1 protein-coding gene and 2 pseudogenes are annotated in these 2,589 nt (G+C 66.2%); all 3 read left to right on the top strand.

Annotation, left to right across the window (positions count from 1 at the left end):
* Positions 1-205: 205 nt before the first annotated feature.
* Positions 206-1,563 (top strand): annotated as a pseudogene (locus tag JCM19049_RS11480) (APC family permease).
* A complete protein-coding gene (locus JCM19049_RS23520) occupies positions 1,563-1,718 on the top strand; it encodes an amino acid permease C-terminal domain-containing protein (RefSeq protein WP_374700300.1) in 156 nt (51 codons plus the stop codon). Before JCM19049_RS11480 ends, JCM19049_RS23520 begins: the two are co-directional and overlap by 1 nt.
* A gap of 80 nt (positions 1,719-1,798) precedes the next feature.
* Positions 1,799-2,589: pseudogene (locus tag JCM19049_RS11475) on the top strand (flavin monoamine oxidase family protein); the annotation flags it as partial.

The raw sequence follows: 2,589 nt of genomic DNA, 5'->3' as shown, positions 1-2,589 counted from the left end.
CCCCGCCCTCCACCACGACCCGCACCCCGCCGCGGATTTCGCGCAGGAAGCGGGCCACCGTCAGTCCTTCCCAGGGCACCTCGGCGTCTTCAGCCACAGTGCGCGATCCAACCAGTCCGGTGCATTTTGTCCCATGTGCTCAAAGTTTAGTTCAAATCGGCTAGGGTTGAGATGCCGCTCACAGACCTAGTCTGGAAAGCGATGGATGAACAGCTACGCAAGGAACATCATGAGTACACCGAGCGGCTTGACCAGGTCCCCACGCCCCACGCTGACGGCGCAGCTTCGACGCCGTAAGTCGATTTCCCACATGGTGGAGTCAGCCCACGCCGACAACGGCGGCGGGCAGCTGAAGCGCACCCTGGGCGTTTTCCAGCTCACCATGATTTCCGTGGGTGCGACCCTGGGCACCGGCATTTTGGTGATCCTTGGCCAGGCGGTGCCGATCGCCGGACCGGCGGTCTTCATCTCCTTCTTGCTCGCCGGTGTCACCGCCCTGCTCTCGGCGGTCAGCTACGCGGAAATGGCCGGCATGGTGCCGGTCTCCGGGTCCAGCTACTCCTACTCCTACGCCACCCTGGGCGAGGGCATCGCTGGGTGTGCGGCTGGTGCCTGGTGCTGGAGTACGCGGTCTCGGTGGCGGCCGTGGCGGTGGGCGCCGCCGAATACGTCAACGAAACCCTCAGCGTCTTCGGCCTGGAGCTGCCTGCCGCCCTGGCGGCAGGACCCAGCGAGCCAGGCGGAATGGTGAACCTTTCGGCCCTGATCGTGGTCGGGCTGGCCACGATCCTGCTGATCCGCGGTGCCCGTGAATCGGCCCTGGTGAACACCGTGGTGGTCATCATCAAGACCGGCATCCTGGTGTTCTTCTCCATCGTTGCCTTCACCGCCTTCAACGCCGGAAACTTTGAACCGCTGCTGCCCATGGGCGCGGCGGGGGTCACCGGCGCAGCCTCCATCGTGTTCTTCTCCTACATCGGCTTCGACGCCGCCTCCACCGCCGGTGAGGAGGCCCGCAACCCGAAGCGGGACCTGCCCCGGGCAATCCTGTGGTCAATGGTCATAGTGACCACCGCGTACGTGCTGGTGGCCGTCACCGCCGTCGGTGCGCGGCAGTGGCAGTGGTTCGAAGGCTCCCAGGCCGCCCTGGTGCAGATCATCCACGAACTGACCGGCCAGCAGTGGATCGTGCTGCTCTTTGCCGCCAGCTCGGTGCTGGCCATCGCCTCGGTGGTGCTCACCGTGCTCTACGGGCAGACCCGCATCCTGCTGTCCATGTCCCGCGACGGACTGGTGCCCGGCATCTTCTCCCGGGTCAACGCCCGCACCGGCACCCCGATCGCCGGCACCGTGATCACCGGGAGCGTGGTGGCGCTGACGGCCGCCTTCATCCCGCTGGGACAGCTGGCCGAGGCCACCAGCATCGGCACCCTGTTCGCCTTCGCGCTGGTCAGCGTCTCGGTGATCTACCTGCGCCGCAAGCAGCCGCTGGCCACCCGCACCTTTAAGGTGCCCTTCTACCCGCTCACCCCGATCCTGGCGCCGCGGCCTGCCTGTTCCTGATGAGCCAGCTGGCTCCGGTGACCTGGCTGGTCTTCGGGCTGTGGATGTGCGTGGGCATCGTGATCTACTTCGGCTACGGCCGGCGCCACTCCCGGCTGGGGCAGCTGAGCAAGCAGCAGTACATCGACGCCCACCTGAACCGGCCGGCCGACTAGGTTTTGGGCCGGACCGCCCACGACTTTTCAATCCCAACGTTTCACGCACGACCAAGGAGCAACACCGAATGAGCCTGAGCATGCTCAACCCCGACTTCCCCTTCAGCTACGACCACTACCTGCCGGCGCCGAGGGGCTGGGCCAGATTCCCCGGGAACATCACGGCACCGAGGTAGCGTGATCGGTGCGGGGCTGTCCGGCTGGTCACCGCGTATGAGCTGATGAAGCTCGGGCTCAAGCCGGTGATTTTCGAGGCCGACCAGATCGGCGGGCGGCTGCGCACCGCCTCCTTCGCCGCCGCCCCGGAGGTCACCTGCGACCTGGGAGGGATGCGTTTCCCGAGCACCGGCAAGGCGTTCTACCACTACATCGACAAGCTGGGCATCGACACCTTCGAATTCCCCAACCCGATGGCCGGGCCCACCCCCTCCACGGTGATCGAGCTGAAGGGGAGAAGGTCTACGCCGAACGACCCGACCAGCTGCCCGCATTCTTCCACGAGGTCGCCGACGCCTGGCGCCGGGCGTTGGCCGAGGACGCCGACTTTGAACGGATGCAGCAGGCCCTGATCTCCCGCGACACCGCGAAGATCAAGGAGCTGTGGGACCGGATGGTGCGTGAACTGGACGAGGAGACCTTCTACGGCTTCATCGCCAACTCGGCGGCCTTCAAGGAAGCCGGCTTCGAGCACCGTGAGGCGTTCGGCCAGGTCGGATTCGGCACCGGAGGCTGGGACACCGATTTCCCTAACTCGATCCTGGAAATCCTGCGGGTCGTGTACACCGACGCGGATGACAACCACCGCGGCATCACCGGCGGGGCGGCGAAGCTGCCGCACGCCCTGTGGAACCACGCGCCCCAGGACCTGGTG

The organism is Arthrobacter sp. JCM 19049 (assembly GCF_001310435.1).
The sequence above is the reverse complement of the archived record's forward strand: the minus strand, read 5'-3'. Positions and strand labels throughout refer to the sequence as shown.

Coding starts and splice junctions, on each gene's coding strand:
- JCM19049_RS23520 (WP_374700300.1), top strand. CDS start 1,563: ATGAGCCAGCTGGCTCCGGTGACCTGGCTGGTCTTCGGGCTGTGGATG.